At 71.6% G+C, this 24,746-nt stretch carries 20 protein-coding genes; 9 read left to right on the plus strand and 11 right to left on the minus strand.

Going from position 1 to position 24,746, the window contains the following annotated elements; genetic code table 11:
* Positions 1-22: 22 nt before the first annotated feature.
* The 6 genes from cydD (at position 23) to ACYVGD_RS04530 (ending at position 7,971) form a co-directional block, all read left to right on the plus strand.
* Positions 23-1,708 carry a thiol reductant ABC exporter subunit CydD gene (cydD, locus tag ACYVGD_RS04505; RefSeq protein WP_460741793.1) on the plus strand — a complete coding sequence of 562 codons (1,686 nt, stop codon included), beginning with the start codon at positions 23-25 and terminating at the stop codon, positions 1,706-1,708.
* Positions 1,705-3,288 (plus strand): thiol reductant ABC exporter subunit CydC, encoded by a 1,584-nt coding sequence (cydC, locus tag ACYVGD_RS04510; RefSeq protein WP_460741794.1) that lies wholly within the window; start codon positions 1,705-1,707, stop codon positions 3,286-3,288. The genes cydD and cydC overlap by 4 nt, the downstream gene beginning before the upstream one ends.
* 192 nt (positions 3,289-3,480) lie before the next feature.
* Positions 3,481-5,853 (plus strand): LuxR C-terminal-related transcriptional regulator, encoded by a 2,373-nt coding sequence (locus ACYVGD_RS04515; RefSeq protein ID WP_460741795.1) that lies wholly within the window; start codon positions 3,481-3,483, stop codon positions 5,851-5,853.
* Between the two features lie 98 nt (positions 5,854-5,951).
* Positions 5,952-7,016, plus strand: coding sequence for an SGNH/GDSL hydrolase family protein (locus ACYVGD_RS04520; protein ID WP_460741796.1), 1,065 nt, complete (start codon positions 5,952-5,954; stop codon positions 7,014-7,016).
* Between the two features lie 104 nt (positions 7,017-7,120).
* Positions 7,121-7,414 carry a thiamine-binding protein gene (locus ACYVGD_RS04525; protein WP_460741797.1) on the plus strand — a complete coding sequence of 98 codons (294 nt, stop codon included), beginning with the start codon at positions 7,121-7,123 and terminating at the stop codon, positions 7,412-7,414.
* The gene (locus ACYVGD_RS04530; RefSeq protein WP_460741798.1) at positions 7,411-7,971 is read left to right on the plus strand and encodes a GNAT family N-acetyltransferase; all 561 of its coding nucleotides are present in this window, start codon (positions 7,411-7,413) and stop codon (positions 7,969-7,971) included. Before ACYVGD_RS04525 ends, ACYVGD_RS04530 begins: the two co-directional genes overlap by 4 nt.
* Before the next feature lie 4 nt (positions 7,972-7,975).
* Here ACYVGD_RS04530 and ACYVGD_RS04535 read toward each other — a convergent pair whose 3' ends face one another.
* The 5 genes from ACYVGD_RS04535 to ACYVGD_RS04555 all read right to left on the minus strand — a co-directional run bounded on the left by ACYVGD_RS04535 (position 7,976) and on the right by ACYVGD_RS04555 (position 12,743).
* On the minus strand, positions 7,976-8,551 hold the full coding sequence (locus tag ACYVGD_RS04535; protein WP_460741799.1) for a hypothetical protein: 576 nt from the start codon (positions 8,549-8,551) through the stop codon (positions 7,976-7,978).
* A 95-nt stretch (positions 8,552-8,646) separates the two neighbouring features.
* Positions 8,647-9,870, minus strand: coding sequence for a septal ring lytic transglycosylase RlpA family protein (locus ACYVGD_RS04540; RefSeq protein WP_460741800.1), 1,224 nt, complete (start codon positions 9,868-9,870; stop codon positions 8,647-8,649).
* Positions 9,871-9,945: 75 nt separating this feature from the next.
* Entirely contained in the window at positions 9,946-12,123 is a 2,178-nt protein-coding gene (locus ACYVGD_RS04545) for a heavy metal translocating P-type ATPase (protein ID WP_460741801.1), read from the minus strand.
* A gap of 72 nt (positions 12,124-12,195) precedes the next feature.
* Positions 12,196-12,408 carry a heavy-metal-associated domain-containing protein gene (locus ACYVGD_RS04550; protein WP_460741802.1) on the minus strand — a complete coding sequence of 71 codons (213 nt, stop codon included), beginning with the start codon at positions 12,406-12,408 and terminating at the stop codon, positions 12,196-12,198.
* A gap of 44 nt (positions 12,409-12,452) precedes the next feature.
* The gene (locus tag ACYVGD_RS04555) at positions 12,453-12,743 is read right to left on the minus strand and encodes a metal-sensitive transcriptional regulator (protein WP_460741803.1); all 291 of its coding nucleotides are present in this window, start codon (positions 12,741-12,743) and stop codon (positions 12,453-12,455) included.
* Between the two features lie 586 nt (positions 12,744-13,329).
* On the opposite strand from ACYVGD_RS04555, the gene dnaB reads away from it, so the two are divergent.
* Entirely contained in the window at positions 13,330-15,882 is a 2,553-nt protein-coding gene (dnaB, locus tag ACYVGD_RS04560; protein ID WP_460741826.1) for a replicative DNA helicase, read from the plus strand.
* A gap of 99 nt (positions 15,883-15,981) precedes the next feature.
* Here dnaB and ACYVGD_RS04565 read toward each other — a convergent pair whose 3' ends face one another.
* Positions 15,982-16,542, minus strand: coding sequence for a GNAT family N-acetyltransferase (locus ACYVGD_RS04565; protein ID WP_460741804.1), 561 nt, complete (start codon positions 16,540-16,542; stop codon positions 15,982-15,984).
* A 378-nt stretch (positions 16,543-16,920) separates the two neighbouring features.
* Positions 16,921-19,623 (minus strand): DEAD/DEAH box helicase, encoded by a 2,703-nt coding sequence (locus ACYVGD_RS04570; protein ID WP_460741805.1) that lies wholly within the window; start codon positions 19,621-19,623, stop codon positions 16,921-16,923.
* Between the two features lie 71 nt (positions 19,624-19,694).
* On the opposite strand from ACYVGD_RS04570, the gene ACYVGD_RS04575 reads away from it, so the two are divergent.
* A complete protein-coding gene (locus ACYVGD_RS04575) occupies positions 19,695-20,222 on the plus strand; it encodes an MFS transporter (RefSeq protein ID WP_460741806.1) in 528 nt (175 codons plus the stop codon).
* Positions 20,223-20,259: 37 nt separating this feature from the next.
* Here the strand turns inward: ACYVGD_RS04575 and ACYVGD_RS04580 are convergent, their stop codons facing one another.
* Complete coding sequence (locus ACYVGD_RS04580) at positions 20,260-20,430, minus strand: hypothetical protein (protein ID WP_460741807.1); 171 nt, start codon at positions 20,428-20,430, stop codon at positions 20,260-20,262.
* A 13-nt stretch (positions 20,431-20,443) separates the two neighbouring features.
* Here ACYVGD_RS04580 and ACYVGD_RS04585 point away from each other — a divergent pair, with 13 nt between their 5' ends.
* Positions 20,444-20,842: an isochorismatase family protein gene (locus ACYVGD_RS04585; RefSeq protein ID WP_460741808.1), complete on the plus strand. Its 399-nt coding sequence runs from the start codon at positions 20,444-20,446 to the stop codon at positions 20,840-20,842.
* A gap of 246 nt (positions 20,843-21,088) precedes the next feature.
* On the opposite strand, the gene ACYVGD_RS04590 is transcribed toward ACYVGD_RS04585, so the two are convergent.
* Genes ACYVGD_RS04590 through ACYVGD_RS04600 form a run of 3 tightly spaced genes read right to left on the minus strand, consistent with a single transcriptional unit; the run spans position 21,089 to position 24,722 of the window.
* The gene (locus ACYVGD_RS04590; RefSeq protein WP_460741809.1) at positions 21,089-23,233 is read right to left on the minus strand and encodes a xanthine dehydrogenase family protein molybdopterin-binding subunit; all 2,145 of its coding nucleotides are present in this window, start codon (positions 23,231-23,233) and stop codon (positions 21,089-21,091) included.
* A complete protein-coding gene (locus ACYVGD_RS04595) occupies positions 23,230-24,213 on the minus strand; it encodes an FAD binding domain-containing protein (protein ID WP_460741810.1) in 984 nt (327 codons plus the stop codon). Before ACYVGD_RS04595 ends, ACYVGD_RS04590 begins: the two co-directional genes overlap by 4 nt.
* The gene (locus ACYVGD_RS04600; protein ID WP_460741811.1) at positions 24,210-24,722 is read right to left on the minus strand and encodes a 2Fe-2S iron-sulfur cluster-binding protein; all 513 of its coding nucleotides are present in this window, start codon (positions 24,720-24,722) and stop codon (positions 24,210-24,212) included. Before ACYVGD_RS04600 ends, ACYVGD_RS04595 begins: the two co-directional genes overlap by 4 nt.
* Positions 24,723-24,746 lie beyond the last annotated feature (24 nt).

Below are 24,746 nucleotides of genomic sequence, written 5' to 3' on the forward strand. Positions count from 1 at the left end.
GCATCGCCTACGCTGTGAGCCGATGACCACGACCACCGACACGACGCGGGCCCCCGCCGCCTCCCCCCAGGGAAGGCGCGGGGGCCCGGTCGATCCCCGGCTCCTGCGACGCGCCCGCGCGACCCGCACCTACCTCGTCGCCGCCGTCGCGGTCGGCAGCCTGACAGCTCTGCTGATCGTCGCCCAGGCCTGGCTGCTGTCGCGCACGATCGCGCGCGTCTTCCATGCCCGCTCGGTCGACGCCGCCCCCTTCGGTGGCCTTGTCCCCGCCCTGGGCCTGCTCACGCTGGTGCTCACCGGGCGCGCCGCGTTCGGCTGGCTCAACACGTGGCTCGCCCACCGCAGCGCCGCCGCCGTGAAGTCCCAGCTGCGCCGCGATATCCTCACCGCGCGGCTGCGCGAGCCCGGCGCGACGTCGCTCACGACCTCCCAGCTCATCGCGCTGGTCACCCGAGGCCTCGACGCGCTCGACGGCTACGTCGCCCGCTACCTGCCCCAGCTCGCGCTGGCCGTGACCGTGCCGCTCATCGTCGGCGTCGCAATACTCACCGCGGACCTCACCTCCGCGGTGATCGTCGCACTCACGCTGCCACTCATCCCCGTGTTCATGATCCTGATCGGGCTGGCCACCCAGCGCCAGCTCGACCGGTCGTGGCGTACTCACAGCCGGCTCGCCAACCACTTCGGCGACCTCGTCGCCGGCCTGCCGACCCTCCAGGTCTTCGGCCGGGCGAAGGCCCAGTCCACCGGACTGGTCGCCACCGAGGACCGCCACCGCAGCGAGACGATGGCCACGCTGCGCGTCACGTTCCTGTCGAGCTTCGCGCTCGAACTGCTGGCGACCTACTCGGTGGCGCTCGTCGCCGTCCCGATCGGCCTGCGCCTCGTCGAGGGACACTTCTCGCTCGAGGCCGGGCTGTTCGTGCTGATCCTCGTGCCGGAGGCCTACCTGCCGGTGCGCCAGGTCGGCACCCATTACCACGACTCCGTCGATGGCATCGCCGCTGCCGACGAGGCGTTTGCGCTGATCGAGGCCGCCGACCGACCGACCGGGACCACGACCGCGCCCGACCTCGCGACCGCCCCGCTGGTCCTCGAGTCGGCCTCGTTCACCCATCCGGGCGCCTTCGATGCCGCTCTCGCGCCACTCGACCTCGTCGTCGAGCCGGGCCGGGTCGTGGCGCTCGTCGGCCCCTCCGGCGGCGGCAAGTCCACCGTACTCGGCCTCGTCATGGGCTTCCTTCGGCCCACCGGAGGACGCGTACGCGTCGGCGACGTCGATCTGGCGAGCTGCGACCTCGCCGAGTGGCGGCGCCAGCTGGCGTACGTGTCCCAGGACCCGGGTCTGGTCACGGGCACGATCGCCGACAACGTACGCCTCGGCGACCCCACCGCAGACGACGCCGCGGTGACGCATGCGCTGGCCCGCGCAGGCGCGTCCGACCTGCCCGCATCCCTCGACGTCGGAGACGAGGGCGAAGGGCTGTCCGCCGGCGAGCGCCGCCGCGTGGCTCTGGCCCGGGCCCTGCTCCGCCTCGACTCCGGCGCACGCCTGCTTGTGCTCGACGAGCCGACTGCCGGCCTGGACGCCGACACCGAGACCCGCGTGATCGCCACCGTGCGCGAGTCGGGCGCCAGCGCGCTGGTCGTCACCCACCGCCCCGCCGTCGTCGCCGCCGCCGATCAGGTCGTGGAGGTGCGTCGATGACGCTCGACCGCCTCCTCGGCGAGGTCCCCCGCTCCCGCCTGCGCCTGGCGCTGAGCCTGCTGCTGAGCGTGCTCGCCGGGCTGTGCGGTGTCGCCCTCATGGGCTCGTCGGGCTGGCTGCTGTCGAAGGCCGCGACCCAGCCGCCGGTGCTCCACCTGCAGGTGTGCATCGTGATCGTGCGCGCCTGCGGGCTCGGTCGCGGCGCGTTCCGCTACGCCGAGCGCCTCGTCTCCCACGACCTCGCGCTGCGCCTGCAGGGCGTGCTGCGGGTCCACGTCTACCGCGCCCTGTCCCGCACGACCCTGCTCGGCCGCCGCCGCGGCGACCTGCTCGTGCGCATCGTCTCCGACGTCGACGCGATCCAGGATCTCGTCGTCCGCGTCGTGCTCCCGTTCGCCTCCGCAGGCGTGCTCGCCGCCGGCGCGACCGTCGCCGTGACCTGGCTCAACCCGGTCGCGGGCGTCGCCCTGCTCGTCTCCGCCGTCCTGGCCGGCGTGGTCATCCCGCTGTGGACCGCGCACGCGTCGCGCGTCGCCGACCGCGAGACCGTGCCCGCGCGCGGCGATCTCGCCGACCGCGTACGCCAGATCGGGCGGGCCGCCGACGACCTCGCCGCCTATGGCGACACCCGCCTCATCGACGCCGCCCTCGAGGTCGACGACCGGCTGAAGGCGGCCGAGGAGCGCGCGGCGCTGGTCCGGGGCGCGGCCACCGGCCTGCAGCTGCTGGCCGCGGCGCTCGCGATCGTGGTGTCCTTGGCCGCCGGGGCGTACGCCGTCCATGACGGCCGGCTCGACCCGGTGAACCTCGCCACCCTGGTGCTGGTGCCGCTGGCGCTGCACGACCTGCTGGCCCCGCTCGTGCAGGCCGCCCAGATCCGGACCCGCGCCCATGCCGCGCTGGGCCGCGTCACCGCGGTGCTCGACGAGCCGCCCGTCGGCGAGGGCGACCACACCGACGAGGCCACCGACGCCGACCCGCGGCTCGTGCTCGACCGCGTGACGTGCGGCTGGCCGGGGTTCGCGCCGGTCGTCACCGATCTCGACCTGACCGTCACCCGCGGTGACCGCGTGGCCCTGGTGGGGCGCAGCGGTATCGGCAAGACCACCGTCGCCGCGACGGCCATGGGCCTCATCCCGCCCGTGTCGGGTGCGGTCACCCGGCGCGGCACGGTCGGCTATCTGGCCCAGGACGCCCACGTGTTCAACACGTCCGTCGCCGAGAACGTACGCATCGGTGCGCGGGACGCGGCTGACGACGACGTACGCGAGGCGTTGCGCCGCGCGGGGCTCGATCTCGCGCTCGACCGGGTCGTCGGGGAGGAGGGCTCGCAGCTGTCCGGCGGCGAGGCCCGCCGCGTCGCACTGGCGCGGCTGCTCGTGGGCCGACGACAGGTGTGGATCCTCGACGAGCCGACCGAGCACCTCGACGCCGAGACGGCCGCCGCGCTGCTGGAGGACATCTGGTCGCTGGCTGGCGACAGCCCCTTGCTCGTGATCACCCACGACCCAAGGGTGATGGATGCATGCACCCGGGTGATCGACCTGTCGATGCCGGTGGATCCCGCCCGGAAAGAGTGATGGCTGCGGCGCGAATCCCCCGATCGCGCCGCAGCCGGTGAAGACTCATCCACCCCCCGAGTGGCGGAGAATCTTTCCCCACCAATGTTGCACAACCGTGCACCCGGCTCCCAACGACAGCCGGGTGAACCACGGGTGAGGCCGGGTGATATGCGGGGTGACAGCAGCCTCCCGACCTGCTTGGATTCCCCCATGCAGCGCCCCATCGCCCCCTCGACGATCCGACCGGGCAGCATCCCCGCCACCCTCCTGCGTCCGCGATTGCTGGCCCGCCTCGACGAGGCCACCCGCCGTCAGGTCACCCTCCTGATCGCCCCCGTCGGCTACGGAAAGCGCACCCTCGTCGACCAGTGGATCGCCGGCCGCCGCGAGCGGGTCGTACGCCTCGGGGGCAGCGGCCTCACCGCCCGCGAGCTCCGCAGCTGTCGTGGCGGGCGGCAGGGGACGGCCCAGGTCGTCGTCATCGAGGACGCCCACCTCGCCGGCGGCGAGGTGCTCGATGCTGCCATGGAGCTCCTCGACCACGACGTCCACCTCCTCCTCACCGCCATCGGCCGGCCGCCGCTGTCGCTGGGAGCCCTTACCATTCGGGGTGAGGTCAGCGAGCTCAACGCCGCCGACCTGGCCCTCGACCGTGACGAGGCCCGCACCCTGCTCGAGACCGCCGGGCCCGTGCCCGACACAGCGCTCGACATCGTCATGGAGACCTCCCTCGGCTGGCCAGCCGCGCTTCGCGTCCTGGCAGAGAACGAGCTGTCGTGGGACCGGGAGGCCAGCCAGACCGCCCGGCTGTTCTCCTACTTCAGCGAGGCCGTCCACCCCGTCGCCACCGCCGAGGAGCTCGAGCTGCTGAAGGCCATGTCGATCCTCCCCTCGGTCACCTCGGGCAGCGCGCAGGCCCTGACGGGCGACTCCCGCGCGTACGCCACCTTGGCCTCGCTGGTCGAGCGCGGCTGGCCGGCGACGCGTTCGGGCGCCTCGATCCGCATGCACCCGCTCGTCCGCCGCCACCTCGTTGGGACACTGGTCGCCGACGACCCCGTACGCCACCGCGAGCTGGTGTCCGAGGGCGTGAGCTGGTTGTCGAAGCACGGGGACACCCTGGGAGCGATCCGCCTGGCTCTCGATTCCGGCATACCGATCGACGCAGGCGCCCTGCTGCGCCAGCACTTCCTCGACTTCCTGTACGCCGAGGACAACGAGCTCCGGCGTCTCGTCGGCGCCTGCGCCGACGCCGGCCAGCTCGCCCCGTGGGAGGCCGCCGCCATGCAGTCGTCGCTGCTGGCCGCCCACCAGGAGATCGCCAGCGACGTGGCGCTCGGCACGCTGTCGACGCTCGTCCCCGACGACCTCCCACTGGTCGACCGCGTAAGGCTGGCCGGTTTCCAGCTGTTCGTCGCGCGCCAGCAGGTCTACCTCGACAGCGACATCTCCGCCGCGGTCGCGACCGCCGACGAGACCGCCGACATCACCGCCCTCCCGCGCGAGCTCGTCCCCCATCTGGCGTTCCTGCAGGTGGAGCGCGCCCTCCACCTGCTCCACATCGGCCAGCTCGACCGCGCCCACGGGTGGGCCGTGCGCGGGCTGACGACCGCCCGGCTGGCCGACCTGCGGGCCACCGCCGTGCAGGCCCTGGCGGCGCTGGCCTGGATCACCGGGCGACGTGGCGGGGTGGCCGCCACCCGGCGCATCGCCGACGAGGCCCTGATGGGGCTCGGCGACGTCGCCGCCTCGCGGGCGACCAGCCCGCTGCCCGAGCTCGCCTGGCTGGCCCACGCGCTCGTCGACTACGACCTCGGCGACCTCGAACGCGGCGACCGCCACCTCGCCGCCGCGCGCCGGTGCAGCGTCACGCCCCGCCGCGAGACGGCCGTGCTGGTCGCCCAGCTCGAGGCCATGCGGGCGATGATGCAGCAGAACCATCGTCGGGCGATCGCCATCGTCGAGCAGTGTCGCAGCGAGGTCGGGCCCCTGCTGCCCGCGGAGGACTTCCAACTGTCGGCGACCCACGTCGGCGCGCTGCTGATCGCCGACGACGACCGCCCAGCCGCCCTCGAGGTGATCGAGCACCTCGAGGAGATCGCCCGGCCGGAGTTCGGGGTCGTGGCCCACTACCGCGCCCACTACCTGATGCGCCTCGACCGCTTCGCGGAGGCGTACGCCCTGCTCGACCCGATCCTCCAGGAGGGTGACGTCGTCATCGAGAAGGAGTGGCTGCAGATGCTGATGGCGTGCGCGCTGGCCGCCGACCGCAGCGGCCGCCCCGACCTCGCCGTGGCCACGTTCACCGCCGCCGACGAGCTCGCCGCCCGCCTCGGCATGGACTCGGCCCGGGCCCGCCAGAACCTCGGCACCGTCGAGCGGCGCGCGAAGGTCCAGTTCACCGATGCCGAGCGACACCTCCTGCACAACCTCACCCCGGACGAGTCGATCAAGGAGATCGCCGAGCGGCTCTACGTGTCGCCGAACACGGTGAAGACCCACCTGCGCCGGATCTACGCGAAGCTCGCCGTCTCATCGCGCGAGGACGCCATCGAGCGCGCGCGGGTGCTGCGGATCCTGTGAGCGGCTCGGGAGTTGTGGAAACTTCCCGCTCCCGCACCCTCGTCGGAGACCGCCGCACCGAGTGAGGGTGTGGCCAAGGTCTCACGAAAGGCATCACCATGCGAGCGATCCCCACATCCCGCACCGCCCGGATCGTGGCCGGCGCCGGCACTCTCGCCGTCGTCGCCGCAGCCGCCGTCGCCCTGCCCGCATCTGCGGCGGGCGAGGACTACGTCGCCCTGGGCGACTCTTACGCCGCCGGTGTGGGCGCCGGCAACTACATCAAGGACGGCACCGACTGCATGCGCAGCCCCGGCTCCTACGGCGGCGTGCTCGCCGCCCAGCGCGGCTACAACCTGAACCTGCAGGCCTGCTCCGGCGCCGTCACCAGCGACATGTCGATGCAGGTCAAGGCCCTGTCGGCGTCCACCAGGCGCGTGTCGATCTCGATCGGCGGCAACGACGCGGGCTTCGCCCCGGTCGTCACCGAGTGCCTGAAGCCGGGCTGGTGGGGAGACTGCGACGGCGCGCTGTCTGGCGCCAACGCCAAGATGACCAACGAGCTCCCCAGCCGGCTGCGCACGGTCTACGCCGACGTCAAGGCCCGCGCACCCCAGGCCAAGGTCGTCGTCACCGGCTATCCGCGCCTGTTCAACGGGCAGGACTGCTCCATCGTCACCTTCTTCACGGCCGACGAGATGTGGAAGCTGAACCGCATGGCCGACCAGCTGAACGGAGTCATCCGCACCGAGGCGGAGCGCGCGGGGTTCCAGTTCGTCGATCCCACCCAGACCTTTTCCGGCCACGCCGTGTGCGACAACCCCGAGTGGATCCACAACGCTTCCATCGAGATCAAACAGTCGTTCCACCCGAAGGCCGACGGCCACCGTGCGTACGCGGGGCTGATCGGGGGGCGCCTGGACACCGCGCCGCGCATCTTCGGCGGCCGCTCAGCCAAGCAGGTCCGCACGGGCGGCCAGACCTCGTCCGACACGGGCCGCGGTACGCCGGTCATCCCCGACTACGACAGCGCCGAAGCCCGTTCGGCCGCCCGCCGCGCCGGCATCAGCGAGGCTGAGGTGACGACGCTGTCGAACGCGACGAAGAAGGTGAAGCAGGCCCGCATCGACAAGCTCACGGGCCCCGAGCGCGCCGCCCTGGCCCGCGCGAAACACCGCGCCTGACCACTGACGCACAGCCACGACAGATCCGCGGCAACGCGGTGCCCGAGCCCTCCGCAGGGTCCCCGGTGCCACGGTGCGGCGGATCTGTCGCATAGTCTGCGTCCATGCTCGTCGCATTCTCCGTCGCCCCTGCTGGTTCAGAGTCGGTCCACGACGCCGTCGCCGCGGCCGTGAAGGTCGTACGCGAATCCGGCCTCCCCCACCGCACCGACTCCATGTTCACCACCATCGAGGGCGAGTGGGACGAGTGCATGGACGTCGTCAGGCGCGCCACCGAGGCCTGCCAGGCGTACGGCAACCGCGTCTCGCTCGTGCTGAAGGCCGACATCCGGCCCGGCCACACCGGTGAGCTGACCGGCAAGCTCGAGCGCCTCGAGCGCGCGATCGAGCAGCAGTGACCCAGCCCCCGGACACCCCGCGGATCCGGCGCGGCACCGTCGACGACGCCGCCGAACTGACGCGCGTCCTGCACGTGGCGCAGGCCTACACGTACACGCCCGTCATGCCCGTCCACTTCGCCATCGACCGGATCACCGAGATCCCCCAGGCCATCGAGGAGCAGCGCGCCCAGATGGCGCGCGACGCCGCGACCGAGGCGGGCGGCGGGGAGCCGTTCCGCCGCTGGTGGGTCGCCGAGGACGCCGACGGCGTCATGGGCGTGGCCGGTGCCGGTCACGGGACGTGCTCGTGGGAGGGCGAGCTCGCGGCACCGCCGACGACCTACCACCTCGACAAGCTCTACACGCTCCCGCGCGCCCACGGCTCCGGCGTGGGGCACGCGCTGCTGGACGCCGCCGTGCCGGCGGACATGCCGGTCTACCTGTGGATCCTCGCCGAGAACCCTCGTGCCGAACGCTTCTACCGCCGCAACGGCTTCGTCGAGGAGGGGTACGCGGCCACCACCGGCCCGTGGGGTTTCGAGTGGCCGATGTTCCGCATGGTGCGGGGACTCTGACCGGTCAGGCCCAGCGCATCCGGTCGAGCAGCATCGACAGCGGCTCGGGGATCTCGTCCTCGGCGAGCGCCGAGGCGAGGATGCCGGCGGCGAGCTCCTTGCGGCCCGACCCGACCCCACAGAACCGGTGGACCTGCTCGAACAGCGGCCGGTCGGCCCAGGCGGCCTGCTGGCGCAGGGCGTCGAGTTTGCCGCCCAGCCCCGCCCCCTCCAGCGCGTCACGGGCCCGTTCGGCGCCGAGGGCGCGTACGAGCTCCTCCTCGAGGTCGGAGTCGCAGACGAAGAACCCGTAGACCGGCAGGTCGCTCGCGTCCCGCACCGGCAGCCCGTCGGCCACCAGCGCCCGTTCCACGAAGCGCGCCTCGGCCGCGTCGCACATGCCGACCACGTCGATGTCAGGGCGCACCTGGCGGATGTCGGCGAGGACGCGGCCGATGTTGGTCACGCCGTCCAGCGAGACGATCTCGAGGGGCCGCTCGTCGACGGCGCACGTCGCCATGAGCGCGCGGACCGCGGCGACGTCGCTGGCCCCCTCGAGCAGGACGGCGAGGCGGGAGTCGGATCCGGCGGCGATGGGCATGGCGTCAGCATAGGGCTGTGGGCGCGTACGCCCCCAGAAGGCACTCGGGCCCGACACCGCGGCGGTGTCGGACCCGAAGGGCTGTGCGCGTGGGATCAGAGCTGCTGGACGATGACCGGCATGATGCCCTGACCGAGGTCGCCGATCGCGGCGAACGACGCGGACGACAGGTCGATGCAGCGGCCTGCGACGTAGGGGCCGCGGTCGTTGATGCGGACCGTCACCGTCTTGCCGTTCTTGGGGTTGGTGACCTTCATCATCGAGTTGAGCGGGGCGGTCTTGTGGGCGGCGGTCATGGCCTGCGGGTTGAACCGCTCACCGGTGGCCGTCATCTGGGGCTCGTCGTAGTTGGACGCGATGCACTGCTCGCCCTTGGCGGGCGACGCGTCGAGCTTCGGCTGGGGCGCCTTCGAGCCGTTGGACGGCGCGGCGCTCGGCGAGGCGCTGCCCGACGGCTTGGCCGACGCGGAGGCCGACGCCGACGGGGTCGTCTTGTCGTTGGTGCCGACGAGGATGACCTTGTCGACGGCTTTGACCTCCTCGCGGGACGAGGTCATCTTCTTCTCGACCGAGACCCCGTTGACGAACTTCTCCTCCCACGTCTCGACGATGCGGCCGTTGACGCCCTCGACGTCGACCTTCTCCTGGCCCTTGGGCAGGTTCGGGTCGTCCTTGCGGACCTCCTTGAACGGGACGTCGATCGTCTTGGTCGACAGCTTCACGTCCTGGTTGGAGACCGAGACCTCGAGGCCGTCGGTCACGGGGGTCTCGACGGTCGGGGTGACGACGTCCTTCGGACCGGGGGTCACGCCGGCGTCGGCGAGCACCTCGCGGACGGTGTCCTTGGTGGTGATGATCGTGCGCGACTGGCCACCCTGGACCAGCGTGACCTGGCGGGCCTGGTCGATCGTGAGGTCGAGGCCGGAGCGCGGGATGGCGCTCTCGCGCGGCACCGACAGGACGCTCTCGTCGCGCAGACCGAGCATCTCGACGACCTCGCTGACGGTCAGCGCCTGGGTCCAGAGCTTCTCCTGGCGGCCATCGATCGTGAGGTTCAGCGGGCGCGCGTAGCGTACGGCGATGACCGTGCCCTTCTTCACCGACTCAGTGCGGGCGGGCCACACCATGTCGCGCTCGCCGACCTGGATGTCGTTGCCCTTGAGGACCTCGTCGACGGTGCCGGACCAGGTGCGCACGTCCACGGCCTCGTTGTCGACCGTGAGGTGGATGTCCTTGGCCATGGCCTGCGTGGTGCCGAAGACTCCCCCGCCGGCGATGAGTACGCCGCCAGCGACGGCGAGCGGAACGATCTTGTGCACACGAACTCCTTCTGGGGACAAGCGTCACGGAATGGTAACCCCGGCGCGGCGTGTCACCCAAAAATCTCCTGAGAGTCAGACCGCCCGGAAGCCGCGCAGCCGCAGGCTGTTCGACACCACGAACACCGAGCTCAGCGCCATTGCCCCGCCCGCCAGCATGGGGTTGAGGAAGCCCAGAGCCGCCAGCGGGATCGCGGCCACGTTGTACGCGAACGCCCAGAACAGGTTCACCCGGATCGTACGCAGGGTCGCGCGGGACAGGCGTACGGCGTCGGCGGCCAGCCGCAGGTCGCCGCGCACGAGGGTGAGGTCGGCCGCCTCCATGGCCGCGTCCGTGCCGGTGCCCAACGCGATGCCGAGATCGCTGGCCGCAAGGGCCGCGGCGTCGTTGACGCCGTCGCCGATCATGGCGACACGACGGCCCTGCGACTGGAGGCGGCGTACGACGTCGACCTTGTCCTCGGGCCGCACGTCGGCGATGACCTCGTCGATGCCGACCTGAGCGGCGACGGCGTGGGCCGTGCGGGAGTTGTCGCCGGTGAGCAGCACGGGGCGCAGCCCGAGTCCGCGCAGGCGCTCGACCGCGTCGGCGGAGGTGTCCTTGATCGTGTCGGCGACCTCGACCATGCCGGCGGCTCCGCCGTCGAGCGCGACGACGACGGCCGTCCGCCCGGCCTCCTGCGACGCGGCGACCCGCGCGGCGAGGGAGTCGGGCACGGTGATGCCGCGCTCGGCCAGCAGCGACGGACGCCCGACGAGGACGCGTCGCCCGTCGACGGTGGCCTCCACGCCGAGGCCCGGGAGGTTGCGGAACCCGGTGGCCTCCAGCGACGTGTCAGCGGCAGCGATCGCCCGGCCGATGGGGTGCTCCGAACCGCGCTCGGCCGCGGCGGCGTACGCGAGGACGTCCTCGCCGGCGCCGACGACGCTCATCTCGCCGGTGGTGACGGTGCCGGTCTTGTCGAGCACGGCGGTGTCGATGTGGTGGGTGCGCTCGAGGGCCTCGGGTCCCTTGATCACGATGCCGAGCTGGGCACCGCGGCCGGTGCCGACCATGAGCGCGGTCGGCGTGGCGAGGCCCAGCGCGCACGGGCAGGCGATGATCAGCACCGCCACGGCGGCGGTGAACGCGAAGGAGGCACCGGAGCCGAGCAGCAGCCAGGCGGCGAGCGTGGCCAGCGACAGGGCGATCACGATCGGCACGAAGACGCCGGAGATCCTGTCGGCGAGGCGCTGTGCCTGGGCCTTGCCGGTCTGCGCGTCGGTGACCATGCGCGCGATGCGGGCGAGCTGGGTGTCGTTGCCGACGCGGGTGGCGCGAACGACGAGACGGCCGTCGGTGTTGACGGTCGCGCCGACGACGGGGTCGCCGGGGCCGACCTCGACCGGGACGGACTCGCCGGTGACCATGGAGGCGTCGAGCGCGGCGTGGCCGTCGACGACCTCTCCGTCGGTGGCGATCTTCTCGCCGGGGCGGACGACGAAATCGTCGCCGACCTCGAGCTCGGCGACGGGGACGCGTACCTCTTCACCGCCGCGCAGGACGGTGACGTCGCGCGCGCCGAGGGTGAGCAGCGCCTGGAGCGCGGCGCCGGCGCTGCGGCGGGAGCGGGCCTCGAAGTAGCGGCCGGCGAGGATGAAGGTGATGATGCCGCAGGCGGCCTCGAGGTAGATGTTTCCGGCGCCGTCGGAGCGCTGCAGGCGCCACTCGAACTCGTGGGTCATGCCCATGTGGCCGGCGGTGCCGAGGAACAGCGCGTACACCGACCAGAGGTACGCGGCGAGCGAGCCGACCGAGATCAGCGTGTCCATGGTCGTCGCGCCGTGGCGCAGGTTGACCAGGGCGGAGCGGTGGAAGCGGAAGCCGCCGTGGAGGACGACGGGGGTGGCGAGGCCGAGGCTCACCCACTGCCAGCCGGGGAACTGGAGCGCGGGGATCATCGCCGTCGCGATCACGGGTACCGACAGGATCGCGCAGATGATCAGCGTCCGGCGCAGGTCGTCGACGGGGTCGGGCCGCGGCTCGTCGTCGGGCTGCGGGACGCGAGCACCGTAACCGGCCTTCTGGACGACCGCGATGAGCTCGTCGGCGCCCGGGCCCGCGGTGTCGATGCGGGCCTTCTCGGTGGCGTAGTTGACGGTGGCGGTCACGCCGTCGACCTTGTTTAGCTTCTTCTCGATCCGCGCCGCGCACGACGCGCACGTCATCCCCTGGATGTCGAGTTCGAGCGTCTGGTGTGTGCTGACGGTCATGGGGACTCCTGGTGGTGGTGCTGGTGTGCGGTGGCCGTGCGCGGCCGGATCCTGCCCGGCCGCGCATGGCGCTCAGGCGAGGGCCACGACGTAGTCGCCGGCCTCCTCGACGGCCGCGGTGATCTTGGTGAGGTCGACGGGCTGGTCGGACTCGACGGTCATGCGACCGCCCTCGAGCTGGACGTCGACGGAGGTGACGCCGTCGATCTCCGAGACCTCCTCGGTGACCGCGTTGACGCAGTGGCCGCAGGTCATGCCGGTGATCGTGTAGTTCTGGGTGGCCATGGTGGTTCCTCTCTGGTGGTGACCTTGATCAGGCCGCGGGTGGATCAGGAGCGGACCAGGCGCGCGATGGCGCGGCTGGCCTCGTCGAGCTTCTGGGCCGCCTCGTCGCCGCCGGCCTCGACGGCATGGGCGACGCAGTGGTGCAGGTGCTCGTCGAGCAGGCTCAACGCAGTGGACTCGAGCGCGCTGGTGACGGCCGAGATCTGCGTGAGGATGTCGATGCAGTACTTGTCCTCCTCGACCATGCGCTGGAGGCCACGGACCTGGCCCTCGATGCGACGGAGCCGCTTGAGGTGGTCTTCCTTGTTGTCGCTGTAGCCGTGCTGGTGCTCCATGCCGTCGACGATACCCCCAGGGGGTAGGCAGAATCAAACCCCCCAGGAGTATGGCGACTAGGGGTTCCACATGATCGATGTCGACAATGCGACGTTTTCCACAGGGGGCCGAGTTATCCCCAGAAGTGGGCCCATGTCACACCTTCCCGAAGCGTGTCAAGCCCGGCCCGCGGGGTGACGGACACCTCAAAATTGGTTGTTATCCACCGTCCCGCTCCTGCAAAACCCGTTGTCACACCCCTGTTACTGATGTGACTCGCCACTTGTCCCCAGCCCTGTCCCCAGATGATCCACATGACGACTGGCGACATCCCCCATCCATCCACAGGGGCTGTGGACAACTTGGGTTGACGGGGCCCTCGGCGGTGGTACTACGGTGACCGTCGTCCCCAGCCTCGGTGGTCGCGTCCACGCGTACCGGGAAATGTCGGAGGGGCCGCCTAGCGTGGGCTTCGCACGTGATCGAGGAGGGGTCTTGAGCGAACCGCACGAGCCGCAGGAGATGTCCGACCGCCCCCAGGGCGCGGGCGACCGCACGCCGCCGCAGGACATCAACGCCGAGCAGTCGGTGCTGGGTGCCATGCTGATGTCGAAGGACGCGATCGCTGACGTCCTCGAACAGGTCAAGGGCGTCGACTTCTACAAGCCGGCCCACGAATACATCTTCGACGCGATCCTCGACCTCTACGGTCGCGGCGAGCCCGCCGACGCCATCACCGTCGCCGCCGAGCTGTCGCGCACGGGCCACCTGCCGAAGGTCGGCGGCCACCCCTACCTCCACGACCTCATCGCGTCGGTGTCGATCGCGGCCAACGCCGGCTACTACGCCCAGATCGTCAAGGAGAAGGCGATCCTGCGCCGCCTGGTCGACGCGTCGATCCGCATCGCCCAGATGGGGTACGCGGGCGAGGGCGACGTGACCCAGATCGTCGACCGCGCCCAGGCCGAGGTCTACAACGTGACCGACGGCAAGGCGGCCGAAGACTACAAGCCGCTGGCCGACATCATGGAGGAGACGCTCGACGAGATCGAGGCCCTGGGTTCCCGGTCCGGCGAGATGGGTGGCGTACCCACCGGCTTCGTCGAGCTCGACGAGTTGACCAACGGCCTCCACGGCGGCCAGATGGTGATTCTGGCTGCGAGGCCGGCGATGGGAAAGGCGCTGGCACTCGACACCCCGTTGCCTACGCCCACGGGCTGGACGACGATGGGTGAGGTCCAGGTCGCCGACGACCTGCTCGACGCGAACGGTCGCCCCACGCGGGTCGTGGCAGCGACCGACGTGATGGTGGACCGCCCCTGCTACGAGATCACCTTCTCCGACGGCACGACCGTGGTCGCCGACGCCGAACACCAGTGGCTGGCGTCCAGCCGCGCCGCCCGACGTGGGGCCTCGGAGCGAACGGACTCGTTCCACTTCCCTGCCCGGTCCCGCCTGCGAGCCGAGGCCGTGGCCGCAGCCGCCGCCGCGGAGAAGGACGTCTGGGTGACGTCTCGGGAGTTCGCTGACGAGGTGGGAGCGGAGTTCGCCTCCGTCCTGCGAACCGTGGTGCGGTCGCTGGGTGTCGTTCGTCGCGAGCAGCGCGTCGCCAGCGGCGATCAACGCACCTATGCGTGGAGCGCCCCGGTCTACAGCCGAAGGGAGCTCAGTGCGGCTCTCGCGGCTCACGTGAATCGGCCTCGGGGCGCTCGAACCGAGCACCGTTCAGTGGTGACGACACGGGAGATGGCGGAGCTGGTCACGCTTGCTGACGGTCGAGCGAACTGGGCGATACCGGTAGCCGAGGCTCTGGACCTTTCGCCGGCCGAACTTCCCGTTCCGCCCTACACGCTCGGTGTCTGGCTCGGTGACGGACACAGCGCCGGCGCTCGCTTCACGTCCGCTGATCCCGAAGTGGCAGACCATGTCCGACGGGAGGGCGTGGTCGTGCGAGCCCAGACAGGGCTCAACTACGGACTGGGCGCGTTCAAGGGGACCACCATCCAGCGAGCTCTCCGTGAGCTGGGCCTTCTCAAGAACAAGCACATCCCGCCGGCCTACCTGCGTGGATCGCTCGAACAGCGTCGCGCTGTTCTCCGAGGCCTGCTCGACACCGATGGAACGGTCACGAACGCCGGAAGCGTGCAGCTGGCGCTGACCAGCGCCCGACTGGCGCAGGATGCCTACGAACTCATCACAAGCCTGGGGATCCGATGCTCGATCGCCACGAAGCCAGTGCGGGGCCGGTCTGACGCGACGTCCACCTGCTACCTGCTGAACTTCTCCACGACGTCAGAGGTCTTCGGCCTCGGCCGGAAGCAGGAGGCCCACGCGCGCCTGATGAGGCCTCAGACAAGTCTTGGTCACCGCTACATCCGAGAGATCCGTCAGATCCCGTCCGTACCGGTGCGCTGCGTCGAGGTGGCCAACCCCGACCATCTCTACCTCGCCACCAGGGCGATGATCCCGACCCACAACTCGACGCTTGGCCTCGACTTCGCGCGCACGTGCTCGATCAAGCACGGCATGTGCTCGGCGATCTTCTCCCTCGAGATGAGCAAGGTCGAGATCGTCATGCGACTCCTCTCGGCCGAGGCCCAGATCCCGCTGAACCACATCCGCAAGGGCACGATGAGCGAGGAGGACTGGCAGCGTCTGGCCAACAAGATGGCCGACATCAGCTCCGCTCCCCTGTTCATCGACGACTCGCCCAACCTGACGATGATGGAGATCCGCGCGAAGGCCCGGCGCCTGAAGCAGCGCCACGACCTGAAGCTGATCGTGATCGACTACCTCCAGCTGATGACCTCGGGCAAGAAGGTCGAGTCGCGCCAGCTCGAGGTCTCGGAGTTCTCCCGCCAGATCAAGCTGCTCGCCAAGGAGCTCAACGTCCCGGTGGTGGCGATGTCCCAGCTCAACCGCGGCCCGGAGCAGCGCACGGACAAGAAGCCGATGGTCTCCGACCTGCGCGAGTCGGGCTCGCTGGAGCAGGACGCCGACATCGTGCTGCTGCTGCACCGCGAGGACGTCTACGACAAGGAGTCGGCGCGCCTGGGCGAGGCCGACTTCATCGTGGCGAAGAACCGCAACGGGCCCACGCGGACCGTCGTCACCGCGTTCCAGGGGCACTACTCGCGGTTCGTCGACATGCAGCACTGAACTGGAGCCGGCCTGCGCGGAGTCTGATTGCGACTTCCGCGATCGGGACGTCTGGGACCTGCGGTTGTGCGGTGAGGCGCCACTGACGCGCGCACGCGCCTAGCGCATGGCGGCCGCGAGCTGCTCCGGGTCCAACGGGCGGTCGGCGTACACGAGACGCACCGCCGACGGGTCGGGATTGCCCGCGTCCGGACCCCGGTGGCGCAGCTCGAGGCCGATCTTCTCCGCCACCCTCCGGGACGCCAGGTTGTCCTCCAACAGGTACGCCACCACCGGCACATCGGGACGGAGGTCCTGCGCGGCAGCGACCGCGCGGACCGCGACGCGAGTAGCGAGACCGCGGCCCTGAGCGTCCGGGGAGAAGCGGTAGCCGAGGTTCCAGAAACTGCCCCCGCCGCGCAGCGCGCAACCGCAGTTGCCCAGGATCGCCCCGCCGCCGCCGGCGGCTCGCACGATCCATGGCCCAAGGCCGTCGGCGTCCCACGACCCCATCCACGCGGCCACCATCGCCTCGGTGTCGCGGAGCTCGGTGTGCCGCAGGCTCGGGAAGTGCAGCCAGACCCTCGGGTCGGAGTAGATGGCGTGCAGACCTGACACGTCCTCGGGTCGAGGGGCGTCCAGGACCAGGTCACCGAGACGCAGGTGACGAAGGTCTTCCACAGGGGCCGATCATAGGGAGGTTGGGAGGAGGGAGTGACGATGCCTCGCGCGGCCCAGCTGCCCCCGAGCACCCGCCGCCCCTTGTCGTTGCATGGCCGGACCCGGCTCGCCGTGGGGCTGGGTCCGCTGCCGGGTCGGCAGTCTCCAGCACGGTCACCCCTCCGGCGGCTTTGACGGTCGTGGTCCGGTCGAGCGCCCAGCGAGATCGATCGCGTTACCGGCTCCGCCCAGTCTGCACTGCGGCGTCGTGGAGCCGGTCGCCACTGCACCGCCCCATCTACGCGGCGACCAACGTCGGGGGCCATCATGGCGACCATCTTCGCCACGGGTCGTCTGCATGCCACCGGCGCCTTGGTCAACGACCATCTCGGACCTATGTCACGGGGTCGCGGAGTTCGTTCCCGAGCGTGCTGGGACGCTCCGCGGGAGGTACGCCGAGATGGTGCGGAAATGCGGCAGATCGCCCCACGCGGTGTGATCGCCGACGACATCGAGCCGCTTCTTCGCACGACTGGCGGCGACGTTGACCAGATTGGGCTTCTCCGCCGCCCATGACCGCGCACCCGGACGGGACGGGTCGCCGCCCAGGACGAGCACCACGACATCCGCTTCCTGTCCCTGGGCGGTGTGCACCGTCCCCGCTCGTACGGGAGCGCCCAGCTCGGCGGGGAACCGCGCCACCGCGTTGGCCATGGCCCGGAACGGGGAGATGACGATGATCTCGTCGGGGGGAACGGGCGCTGCGTCCGGGGCGGCCGCACCGTCCAGCAGCTGGCGCACCAGGTCGCGAGCCACGGCGATGTCGTCGGCGAGGGCGTGCCCGCTGCCCCCCTTGGCGGGCACGTGGAGCCAGTGGCTGGGCGGCAGGTTCGAGGCGGAGCGGCTTCCGGGGGGCAGCGCATGGACCATGAGCCCGCCGTACGCCACCTCGTTGGAGATGGTGAACATGGGGTCTTCGCAGCGACGGTGGACCCGCAGGGGCGTACCCACCCACAGGCGCGCGTCGCCCGTGCCGAGATGCGTGCCCCACGGGTTGGCGGCGTCGGCGACCTCCTGCGCGGATGTCGTGGACGGAAGCGAGACGCGCGGTACGCCGTGCTCGCGGGCGATGTTGGCCTCGGCGCGTGGGGGCAGGGTGACGATCGGCGTGAGCTGGAGCGGGTCGCCGACGACCAACGCGTGCTGGACGCGGAAGAGTCCACCCACGGCGGACTGAGGTGTCGCCTGTCCGGCTTCGTCGATGAACAGCCAGCCCAGATCGTTCGGCCCCAGACTGGAGAACATGCGCCCCAGCGAGGCGAAGGTGGTCGACACCAGCGGCACCACGAGGAAGAACACCTGCCAGGCGGCCCGGGCGATGGCGGGATCCAGCTGGGACGGCACCGCGCCCCGCACCACGTCCATCGCACCGCGCATGGACGGGATCAGTCGCCTCGCGGTGTGGCGGAACAGCTGCCGATGCAGCTCCAGCGCGGCGAGGAAGGCTTCGCTCCGGGCCGTGCTCAGGGCCCGCTCGGTCCACGGTGTGGTCAGCTCGCGGCGGCGTACGTCGTGCCACCAGGAGTCGTCGGGGTACGCATCACCCCACCGCCGCTTGTCGAGGTGGCAGGCCCGCAGCAACCCCTGCCGCTCGGACGCGATGTCTGCCCGTCGACGCATGAGCGTCGCGACCTCGCGCTCGGTCCGATCGATCTGCTGCGTGAACAGGTCGTCGTCGCTGGCGACCTTGGCGGATGCCGCCTCGGCCGCCCGGTGGTGGGTACGCAGGGGCGTGAGTGCCTGCTCCCACTCCCGCCGGGAGGCGCCGAGCGTCACCAGGACGGACCACCACCCGGGCCGGCGGCGACTGTGCTCGGCGAGCGCCGCGGTCGCCCGCTCGAGCTCGTGGGTGGCTGCCTCCCGCCGCTGCCGGGCGGCGCGTTGGCTCAGGCGCAGGGGGTGCAGTGATTCTTCGACGCCCGCGAGGCGCCGGTCGACGTCCTCGAGCTGGGCGGTGATCTCTTGCTGGCGGACGAGCCGGGCCTCGGCCGCCTGGGCGTCCGCCCGAAGCCGGTCGACCCGGGCGAGTGTCTCGGTGAAAGTCCGGGTGGCTTCTTTCCAGTGCGTGAGGGTGAGCGACTGGGTGTCCGCCTCCTCCAGGACGTGACGGAACGAGGGCGGCTCTGATGCCCACTCCCGCTTGTTGGTCCAGAAGGCATCGGCGAACCGGCTCCGGTTGGCCTTGTTGCCCAGCCGGGCGGCGATCATGCCCCAGGCCTCGGCGGAGTCGTCGTCCTTGATCGTTCGGCGCACCTGGGTGGCCACTTCACGCAGGTAGTCCGCCTCGGCCCAGGGGTCCTTGACCGTGGCGACGTCGGGCAGCTCGTCGGAGACGTTCTCGACGGCCTTGTTGTTGGAGGAGGCGACGATCATCTCGAAGCCGGTGAGGCTGGGGGTCAGCACGTGGATCGTGCGACTCAGAGGTCCGCTCTTCCACGAGAGCTTGTGGGTGAAGGCGGCGCTGGGTGTCGGAAGGGAGGCGATGCGGCGCGCCCGCTCGACCACCAGACCCGCCAGAACGTCGCGCAGCAGGGTGGTCTTGCCCGTGCCCGGAGGCCCGTTGACCGAACGCAGGCTGGGTGGCCCGCCGACATCGGACAGGGCGAGGTCGACGGCAAGCTGCTGGCTGGTGGCCAGACCATGGTCGGGATTGTTGGGCCAGCGGCCGTAGGGGATCGCCGCCGGTCCCACGACCGGATAGGTGCGTTCGGGGGTGGTCACGGTGTCGATGCGGTGGCCGGCGGTGGTGCCCAGCGCGGCGGCGGCGTACGCCGTCAGGACCGGGGGGAGGGCACGCTGTTCGGCAGCAGCCACCGCGGCGCCGAGGTCGTCGAGGATGAAGCTGTTGAGGAAATCGGTGCTGGGCGTCTCGCGCTCGGGGTTCACCGCCCGGCTGCGGATGCGCGCGATACTGACCACCGGCAGCGGGTCGCCGTCGGCTCCTTCGCCGAGACTGGGGGCATGGACGCTGCGTTTGGGCAGGCCGGTGTGCGTTCGCGCCAGCGCGCCGATCTTGAGCAGCAGGTCGGGGGTGATGACCACCCCGGTCGCGGCCGGGTCGTCGGTATCCAGTCCGGCCAGCGTGGCGACGGCCTTGCCTGCCCACGCAGGTCGTGGCGATCACCGGCCAGAAGCTCGGCTTCCAGGCGTCGCTGGTGACCGCCATCCCCTGGGTCTTCGGCCTGCTGGGCGCGGCCGTGTTCCCCGGCCTCGCCGACCGGACCCGCCGGCACCGCCCCATCGCCTGCGGGCTGCTGCTGCTCACGGCGTTCGGCATCTGGCTGTCGGGCGCGATGAGCCACACCCCCGTCGTCGCCATCGCCGGTCTCAGCATCGCGGCGGTCGGCTTCGTCGCCGCCCAGCCGATCTTCTGGGCGCTGCCGACCGAATACATGACGGGGTACGCGGCCGCCGCCGGCATCGGGCTCATCAACTCGCTGGGCAACCTCGGCGGATTCCTCGCCCCGAACATGCGCGGGTGGTTCGGCCAGCACTTCGGCGGCAACAGCGGGCTCTACTCGCTGGCGGTCGGCGCGGTCGTGGCCGCCGTCCTGCTCGCCCTGACCGGCCTGTTCAAGCGTGCCAACGACGTCGAGGCCGGCCGAATCGAAGGGGTCTCGCCCGCAGCGCAGGAGCACTAGTCGCGGCCGTCGAGGAGAACTGTCGGAGGGGCCTGCTTCACTGGTGGCAACCCGAACCCCAGGAGGATCCATGTCCACCCTCGACGGACGCACCACCACCGCCCTCGTCGTCATCGACGCCCAGACCGGCGTGCTCGCCGCCTGCCACGACCGCGACGCCGTCGTGGGCCGCGTCGCCCAGCTGGTCGAGCGCCCGCACGAGCGGCACGCCGGTGGTGTGGGTGCAGCACTGCAGCGAGGAGTTCCCCGAGGGCAGCGAGGCCTGGCGCGTGACTGCCGAGCTGACGCCGGCCGACGGCGAGCCGCGCGTGCTCAAGCGCTACGGCGACGCGTTCGAGGACACCACGCTCGAGGCCGAGCTGGCCGGTCTCGGTGCGGGCCGGCTCGTGCTCTGCGGGGCCATGACCGACGCCTGCGTACGCTGCACGGCGCACGGCGGCCTGGCCCGCGGCTACGACGTCACGCTGGTGTCGGACGCCCACACCACCGAGGACATGCGCGAGTGGGGCTCCCCCATCTCGGCCGAGGACGCGATCGCGTACACGAACATGTACTGGCAGTACACGACCGCGCCCGGGCGCGAGGTCGCAGTGGCCACCACGGCCGAGGTCGCGCTCTGACGAAGCGCCCCCCGGCGGTTGACCCGGCCGCGATCCCGGTGGGCTGGACCCGTCGAACACCCAGATCTGCGAGCGGCTGTTCCTCTCGGGCGCAGCAGTCAGCAAGCACGTCGCCAACGTGTTCGGAAAACTCGACCTGCCGCCCGGCGAGGACAACCGGCGCGTCCGCGCGGTGCTGCTGTGGCTGCGGCACGCCGGCGAGGACGCTCCCGCCAGCCCCTGAGCCGGGCCGCGGGCCCGCGCCCCTCAGAACCCCAGCACCCGCGCCGGGGTGAACGGCAGGTCCCGCAGCCGTCGTCCGGTCGCGTTGAAGATGGCGTTGCCGATCGCGGCCGGCATGCCCACCATCGCGATCTCGCCGATGCCCTTGGCGCCCTGCGGCCCGTACGAGGGGTCGAACTCGTCGAGGAACTCGACCTCGATCGCGGGCACGTCGGCGTGCGAGGCGACGTGATAGCCGGCGAGGTCGGCGTTCACGACGTGGCCGAACCGGGGGTCGCGGTAGGACTCCTCGTGCAGCGCCGCCGACATCGCCATCGTCATGCCGCCGACCATCTGGCTGGTGGCGGTCAGCGGGTTGATGATGGCGCCCGCCGCGTACACGCCCACCAGGCGACGGACGCGCGTCTCGCCGGTCACCGCGCTCACCGCGACGTCGGCGAAGTGGGCGCCGAAGGCGTGCTGGGACAGCTTCGAGGCCTCCTTCGGCTGGTGCGCCCGGGCGCGGACGCTGGCGCCCTCCGGCGGCGTCGGCCCGAACTTCTTGCGGAACTTCTCGGCCGCGGCGGTGATGGAGGCGCCCCACTCGTAGGTCCCCGCGCTGCCGCCGGCGACCATCGCCACCGGCACCTGGGTGCGGCCGATGTCGGAGCGCACCTGCTCCACGTCGACACCCAGCGCGTCGGCCGCCATCTGGGCCAGCACGGTGTGGGCGCCGGTGCCGATGTCGGCCGCCTGCATCTGGACGAGGTAGACGCCCCCGGTGTAGGTGATCCGCGCGAACAGCGAGGCCATGTGCGAGTTCGGGAAGCACGCGGCCGCGACCCCGAGACCGAGCTGCCACTCCCCCTCGCGGCGCTGCGCGGGCGCCCGGCGGTCCCCCCAGCCGATGATCTCGGCGCCCCGGTCGAGGCAGCCGAGCAGGTCGCGCGTGCTGAACTCCTCGCCGGTCTCGGGGTCGACATCGGGCTCGTTGCGTCGGCGCAGCTCGATCGGGTCGAGCCCCGTGGCGTACGCCAGCTCGTCCATCCCCGTCTCGACGGCGAACATGCCGGTGAAGTCGCCGGGCGCGCGCATCCACGTGCCGGGCGGGATGTCGAGCGGCACCGTGCGGTGCTCGGTGTGGCGGTTGTCGACCGCGTACATCATGCGGCTGGCCAGCGCCGACTGGTCGACCCAGCCGCCCTCCTGGCGGTCGGTGGCCTGGATCGACACCTGCTCGACCGCCGTCAGGTGGCCCTCGGCGTCGGCCCCCAGCCGGATGCGCTGCTCCGCCCTCGCCCGGTGCCCCACGAGGCTGAACGTGTGCTGACGCGCCACGGCGAGCTTCACCGGCCGGCCGCGGACGGCACGCGCCGCGAGGATCACCAGCGCCAGGTGGGAGTGCGGCATCGCCTTGCCGCCGAAACCGCCGCCCACGTACGGCGAGATGATCTCGAGCTGGTGCGGCAGCAGCCCCAGCAGGGGCAGCAGCAGGCCGAGCGGATAGACCGCCCCCTGGTTGGAGTCGAAGATCGTCAGTCGCACGGGCCGCGGGTCCAGCGTCGGCACGTCGTGCCAGGTCGCGATCGCGGAGTGGGGCTCCATCTGCACGTGGAACACCTCACCGTGCGTGTACGCCTGCTCGACCGTCACGGCCGCCCCGGCCATTCCCGCCTCGACGTCGCCCTTCGTCTCGGTGCCGGCCTTGCCGAGCACCTTCGAGGGGGTCGTGAAGTCGTCGGTGTCACCGTCCAGCTCGACGTCGGCCTGCTCCTCGGCGTACGCCACCTCGACCAGCTCGGCCGCCTCGCGCGCGGCCTCGGGGGTCTCGGCGACGACGCCGGCGACGATCTGGTTGCGGTGGTGCACCTTGTCGTCCTGCAGGACCCACAGTTCGGGGGTGCTCTTCACGCGCAGGCGCGGCGCCGCACCGGGCTTCAGCACGGCCAGCACGCCGGGCACCGCCTCGGCCGCGGCCGAGTCGACGCCGGTCACGCGGCCGCGCGCGATGGTCGACAGCACCGGCCAGACGTGGCAGGGGTTCTCGACCTCGTGCTCGTACGCGTACGGCGCGGTGCCGGTCACCTTGAGCGGCCCGTCGACGCGCGGCCGCGGCGCGCCGACGGCGTGGCCGACCGCCGGGCTTTCGGCGTCGTGGTGGGACTCGGTCTGCTCGCGCGTGGTGGTCATCGGGTCTCCTGGCCGGCGAGCCGTTCGAGCACGGCGACGACGGTGTTGGTGAGCTGGGGGATCTTGTACGCGTTCTCGGGCCCGGTGCGGGCCGGTTCGAGCTCGGCCTCGGCGGCCGCTCGGAAGGCGTCCGCCGTGGCCGGGCCGCCGCGCAGGAGCCCCTCGGCGGTCGTGGCGCGGTGGGGGCGGTGGGCGACCCCGCCGAAGGCGAGCCGCACGTCGCGTACGCGGTCACCGTCGAGGTCCAGGGCGGCGGCCACCGAGACGGTCGCGAAGGCGTACGACGCCCGCTCGCGCACCTTGCGGTAGGTCGAGCGCCGCACCCAGTCCGGTCCCGCGATCGTGATGCCGGTGACCAGCTCGCCGGGCGCCAGCGTGGTGTCGCGCTGGGGTTCGTCGCCCGGCAGCCGGTGGAAGTCGCCGAAGGGCACGTCGCGCGCCCCGTCCCGGCCCACCACGTGGACCACGGTGTCGAGCGCCGCGAGCGGGACGCAGAGGTCGGAGGGGTGGACGGCGACGCAGTGCTCGGAGGCGCCCAGCACGGCGTTGTAGGTGCCGTAGCCCTCCCGCGCCGAGCAGCCCGTGCCGGGCTCGCGCTTGTTGCAGGGCGTGGTGACGTCCTGGAAATAGACGCAGCGGGTGCGCTGGAGCAGGTTGCCGGCCGTCGAGGCCATGTTGCGCAGCTGGCCCGACGCGCCGGCGAGGAGCGCCTCGCTGACGAACGGGAAGCGCGTCCGCACCGTCGGGTCGGCGGCCAGGTCGCTGTTGCGCACGTTCGCGCCGACGCGTACGCCGCCCTCGGTCTCGTCGATCCCGCCGAGGTCGAGCCGGCCGATGTCGACCACCCGCGCGGGCGTCGCCACGCCCAGCCGCAGGTGGTCCACGAGGTTCGTGCCGCCGGAGAGGAACACGGCGTCGTCGCCGGCGAGGGCCAGCGCCTCGTCGACCGTGTCGGCGCGCTGGTAGTCGAAGGGCCTCACGAGCGGGCCTCCGCCGTGTCGCGGATCGCCTCGACGATGTGGGCGTACGCCCCGCAGCGGCACAGGTTGCCGCTCATCCGCTCGCGGATCTCCTCGTCGCTGAGCTGGACCTCGCCGAGCTCGGTCACGTCGGGGGTCACGTGGCTCGGCATGCCCGCGCGGGCCTCGGCCAGCATGCCCTCGGCCGAGCACACCTGGCCCGGCGTGCAGTAGCCGCACTGCAGCGCGTCCCGCTCGACGAACGCGCGCTGGAGGTCGGAGAGGTCGTCGGCCGAGCCGAGCCCCTCCGAGGTCACGACCTCCCGGCCGTCCTGGGCCGCCAGCAGGCTGAGGCACGACAGGGCCCGCCGACCGTCCACCAGCACCGTGCAGGCCCCGCACTGGCCGTGGTCGCAGCCCTTCTTGGCCGAGGTCACCCCGAGGTGGTCGCGCAGCCCGTCCAACAGGCTCACCCGCGGGTCGTGCTCCACCTCCACCGGCTGACCGTTGACGACGAGTCGACTGAGCACCTTGTCCACCTTCCCCTAGGGCGT

Source organism: Mariniluteicoccus endophyticus, from assembly GCF_054780035.1.